4 protein-coding genes and 1 rRNA gene are annotated in these 5,036 nt (G+C 36.2%); 4 read left to right on the top strand and 1 reads right to left on the bottom strand.

From position 1 onward, the window contains the following. Positions 1-94: ribosomal RNA gene (gene rrf, locus HMPREF1252_RS09240) — 5S ribosomal RNA — on the top strand; the annotation flags it as partial. 328 nt (positions 95-422) lie between these two features. Further along, on the top strand, positions 423-1,568 hold the full coding sequence (locus HMPREF1252_RS09235; RefSeq protein WP_023059454.1) for a hypothetical protein: 1,146 nt from the start codon (positions 423-425) through the stop codon (positions 1,566-1,568). A 196-nt stretch (positions 1,569-1,764) separates the two neighbouring features. Here the strand turns inward: HMPREF1252_RS09235 and HMPREF1252_RS03815 are convergent, their stop codons facing one another. Then, on the bottom strand, positions 1,765-2,718 hold the full coding sequence (locus HMPREF1252_RS03815) for a 2-hydroxyacid dehydrogenase family protein (protein WP_023059455.1): 954 nt from the start codon (positions 2,716-2,718) through the stop codon (positions 1,765-1,767). A gap of 104 nt (positions 2,719-2,822) precedes the next feature. Between HMPREF1252_RS03815 and HMPREF1252_RS03810 the strand changes: the two genes are divergently transcribed. Together HMPREF1252_RS03810 and HMPREF1252_RS03805 are read left to right on the top strand one after the other, a co-directional pair. Next, a complete protein-coding gene (locus HMPREF1252_RS03810; protein ID WP_023059453.1) occupies positions 2,823-4,148 on the top strand; it encodes an MATE family efflux transporter in 1,326 nt (441 codons plus the stop codon). Positions 4,149-4,283: 135 nt separating this feature from the next. Further along, on the top strand, positions 4,284-5,036 hold a 753-nt coding region (locus HMPREF1252_RS03805), incomplete at its 3' end, for an elongation factor Tu (protein WP_023059426.1).

Raw genomic sequence — 5,036 nt, 5'->3', positions numbered from 1 at the left:
CCCACCTGTACCCATATCGAACACAGAAGTTAAGCCTTCATGCGCTGATGGTACTTGGCTGGTAACGGCCTGGGAGAGTAAGTTATTGCCGGTTGCTTTTTAAGCATTAATAATTAACTTGCGTTGATCTATAGAGACGACGCAAGTTTTTTTTATGCAAAAAATTATTAGAAAAAGTTTTACTTAGTCGGGGGGGTATAATATAGTTAAAGCAGTGTACTAAATTATAAAAAAAGACAATCGTCAAGGAGGAATTATGAACTACACCAACCCCAAAAGGTTCAAGAATGGAGACAAGAATAACTAGTCTGAAAGCTTATTATTTATTTATAATGAATAAGTTGCACAGATAGGTCATGTAAATTCATATATTAAATGAACAGATGAAGATGTAAGTATAATTTTTAATTAAAGGAGAAGTCATGAAAAAGTCAAAATTAATGGTTTTAATTTTAGCCATTGCAATACTTCCAAGTGCTACCTTTGCTAAAAATGTAAATGTAAATTTGCCGAAGTTTCCTGTTAAAATAAATGGAGTTAAGATGGACAATGAGAAAAGCAAGTATCCTCTTATTGTTTATAGAGATATAACCTATTTTCCGCTAACCTACAAAAACTCCAGATTTATGGGACTTACTACCGATTGGGATAAGTATAAGAGAATCTTTAGTGTCAGCCGAGATCCAAATTCTATAGGAGAGTATAGTAATTACGACCAAGGATTTAAAAATAAAAATTCTTACAAGGCGGGAGTTCCAACATTTATTGTAAATGTAAATGAAAATAGAATAATAAATTCGAAAGAAAAGTATCCACTACTTGTATTTAGAGATGTGACATATTTCCCTCTCACCTGGAGATTTTGCCACGATGAGTTTGATCTAAACTATTCTTTTACAAATAGAGATGGGCTTGTGATTTCATCTAAATCAAAAGATGGCAGTAAAAACACAGAAGTAAAACCTATGGAAAAATCCGCAGAAGAATATAGCGACAAATTAATTTTATACTTTGAAAAGCAAAGCATAAATGGAAAGACTTACCTAATCGGGAAAAACCAAGATAATTATAGTATAGTTGTTGCTATTGTTGAAGATGGCAAGGCAAATCCTATAAAGGTAATAAAAGAAAATGGTTCTGGCTTCAAATTTGACAATGGCAAATTATATTATCAAGTGGATAGCGATACGAAAAAGACAATAAATTACTATGACATTGAAAAAGACGAAGTGAAAGAAGTCCTTTCAATCAATCTAAATAAATGGGATCCACTTCTATTCACTGTTCTTAATGACAAGATTTACTACAAAATTTCTGCAGACAAGGGAGCCTTAAAAGACATAGATGGCAAAATTTTATCCGGTGGCGGATTGACAGGAATGAGAAAGATAGGAGATTTCGTAGTTGCTACCTTCGACAATAAGGAAATCCTAGTCTTCGATAGAGAACAAAAAATAATCTACAGCAAAAAAGCAAATGTAGATGTAGAAACTGTAACCATTTCTGGAAATAAAATAAGATTTCTAGATGCGGATACTGGAAAATATATAGAGGGAACAATTAAATAGTAAAATTATTTAAAAAAATGTGTAGAACTTATCTGCACATTTTTTTTGGATTTATTTTGCAAAGCTATTTTTATAATATTTCCGCCGGAATAATTAATTTATAATTTAAATTACAATCATAATAAACAATACAAAAACAAAAACCTCAGATGCTAATGATGCTACTGAGGTTTTTTTATGCAAAAAATAATTTTATCTATTTCGCTACATTGTTTCTAGGTTCTTTGCCAGCTTCATAGTCTTCTATATTGTCTGCGGCTGCGTTACCCATTTCAAGCCTTGCTTCGAAGGTTGCGTTTCCTAAATGTGGTGCAAGTAGGATATTCTTTGCATTCTTTAATTCTTCTGAGATTTTAGGTTCGAATTCGTAAACGTCAAGGGCGCATCCTGCGATTTCTCCTTTGTTTAGGGCCTTGATAAGTTCTTTTTCTTCTACCAATGGTCCTCTTGCTGCATTGATTAGGTATGCACTCTTCTTCATCTTCTTAAACTCATTCGTTGAAATCATATGTTTAAGTTCTGGCTTAAATGCGCTGTGTAGGGATACAAAGTCTGACTTTTCTAGAAGTTCGTCAAGTGAGTCCACATATTTTACGCCCAACTTTTCCATTTCTTCTTTTCTATTTCTTGAATGGTAGATGACATTCATTTCAAATGCCAATGCACGCTTAGCTAAATTGCTTCCTATATTTCCAAGACCGAAGATTCCAAGAGTCTTGCCTCTTAATTCGTGACCAAGCATGTAGGTTGGTCTCCATCCTAGGAATTTATCTTCTCTGGAGAGTCTTTCACCTTCTACGATTCTTCTTGAGATGGCAAGCATAAGTCCAAAGGTTAGCTCTGCTGTTGATACAGCACTGGATGGTGCAGGGGCGTTGGTTACATAGATGCCCATTTCTTTTGCAGAAGCTGTGTCTATATTGTCGTATCCTGCTCCATAGTTAGCTACAAGTTTTAGATTTCCTCCTGCTTCTAAGACTTCTCTATCTATTTTGTCGCTTAGTGGGCATAGCAAAACTTCTGCGTCCTTTACGCCTTCTATGATTTCTTCCTTGGTTAGAGGAATTTCGCTGTCGTGATAATTTAATTCGTACTTACTTAGTCTCTTAAGTATTTCGTCCGGGATTCGCGCTGTAATAAATATTTTCATAATTACCTCCTAATAGATACTTACCCAATTACATTTATTTCTATTTTACCATTTATCTAGTATAATAAGATAGTTAAGGAGGAATTACTATCAAAGAAAATAAAATGGGTACCAAGAATATCTCAAGCCTTATATTGGAGATTTCTGTACCAATAATGATTTCAATGCTTATTCAAGCTTTATACAATATTGTGGACTCATACTTCGTGATGAAGATTTCGGAGAATGCTTTTACTGCTGTGTCCATTGCCTTTCCTATTCAAAATACCATGATTGGGGTGGCTGTTGGTACTGCAGTGGGGATAAATTCTCTTTTATCTCGTTCCCTCGGGGAGAAGAACTTTGAACTTGCAAATAGTGTAGCGGAAAATGGAATGTTTCTAGCGTTTTGCTACTCTATAATATTTTTTATCCTAGGACTTACACTTTCAGAAAAATATTTCCGTCTCACCACAGATGATTTGGAAATTATTGATTATGGAAAAATATATTTAAGGATAGTTACCATGGGAAGTTTCGGGGTTTTTGTACAAATCACCATGGAGAGAGTTTTACAATCCACGGGACGAAGTTATCTCACCATGCTCACCCAAGGTATCGGTGCAATCATAAATATTATCCTGGATCCGATTCTTATCTTTGGATACTTCGGACTACCGGCTCTTGGAATTGCAGGGGCGGCTTATGCGACTATAATCGGTCAAATCATTGGTATGTTTGTGGGACTTTACTTAAATCATAGGTACAATGTAGAAGTACAGATGAGGACATTTGTCCCAAGGTGGAATGTTATAAAGAAAATCTACACCGTTGGACTTCCTTCCATCATACTTATAACTATTACATCAGTTTCAATCTCTCTTATGAACAAGATTTTAAACGGATTTTCCAAGACGGCGGTGGCAGCATACGGAATCTACTACAAGATTCAGTCCTTTATATTTATGCCGATCTTCGGTTTAAATAGCGGGATTATTCCAATCATCGCATATAACTACGGTGCGAAGAATAGAGAGAGGGCGAAGAAGACCTATGAACTTGCAATCATCTGGGGAATGATGATCATGGTAGTTGGAATACTGATTTTCCAATTCCTATCTAGTTTTATTCTAAAAGATATCTTTGGAGTTAGCGATAGTCTTCTGGAAGTGGCAGTGGTTGCTTTTAGAACGATTTCTATTTCTTTCCTATTCGCTGGATTTTCAATGGTAACTGGGTCACTTTTTCAATCCCTTGGCAATGGAACTCTGTCCTTAGTGGGAGTTATCATTAGACAGGGAGTGGGACTTATCCCGGTTGCATACTTCTTAAGCGGATTTGGAAAGCTCAGTCTAGTTTGGTGGGCGCCTCCAATTGCAGAATTTATAGGATTTATATATTTCTACTACTACATGAAGAAATTTGCCATGCCATATATAGAAAGAATTTAAATTTCAATAGCCATGAAGATGGCTATTTTTTTATGGGTTTACACATATAAATTTAGTTTTTTTAATGACTTTGTGTTAAAATAGATTTGAGGATTTACTTTACCTCATAAATGAAGAGGCTTAAGGAGGATTAAAATGGCAAAAGCGCATTTTGAAAGAAACAAACCACACGTAAACATAGGAACAATAGGACACGTAGACCACGGTAAAACAACACTAACAGCAGCAATCACACTAATAATGAACAAGAGATACGGATCAGGAGAATTCGTAGACTACGCACACATCGACAAAGCACCAGAAGAAAGAGAAAGAGGAATCACAATCTCAACATCACACGTAGAATACGAAACACCAAACAGACACTACGCACACGTAGACTGTCCAGGCCACGCCGACTACGTAAAGAACATGATCACAGGAGCAGCACAAATGGACGGAGCAATCCTAGTAGTAAGTGCAGCAGACGGACCAATGCCACAAACAAGAGAACACATCCTACTAGCAAGACAAGTAGGTGTACCAAAGATAGTAGTATTCCTAAACAAAGAAGACCAAGTAGATGACCCAGAACTAATCGAACTAGTAGAAATGGAAGTAAGAGACCTACTAAGCGAATACGACTTCGACGGAGATAACACACCAATCGTAGTAGGATCAGCACTAAAAGCCCTAGAAGAACCAGAAGGAGAATGGGGAGACAAAATAGTAAAACTAATGGAAGAAGTAGACGCTTACATTCCACAACCAGAAAGAGACACAGACAAACCATTCCTAATGCCAGTAGAAGACATCTTCTCAATCACAGGAAGAGGAACAGTAGCAACAGGAAGAGTAGAAAGAGGAACAGTAAAAGTAGGAGACAACGTAGAAATCGTAGGACTATCC

The organism is Peptoniphilus sp. BV3AC2 (genome assembly GCF_000478945.1).
In the GTDB taxonomy this organism is placed as follows: domain Bacteria; phylum Bacillota; class Clostridia; order Tissierellales; family Peptoniphilaceae; genus Peptoniphilus_B; species Peptoniphilus_B duerdenii.
Note: the sequence above shows the minus strand (reverse complement) of the source record. Positions and strands in the feature narration are given on the sequence as shown.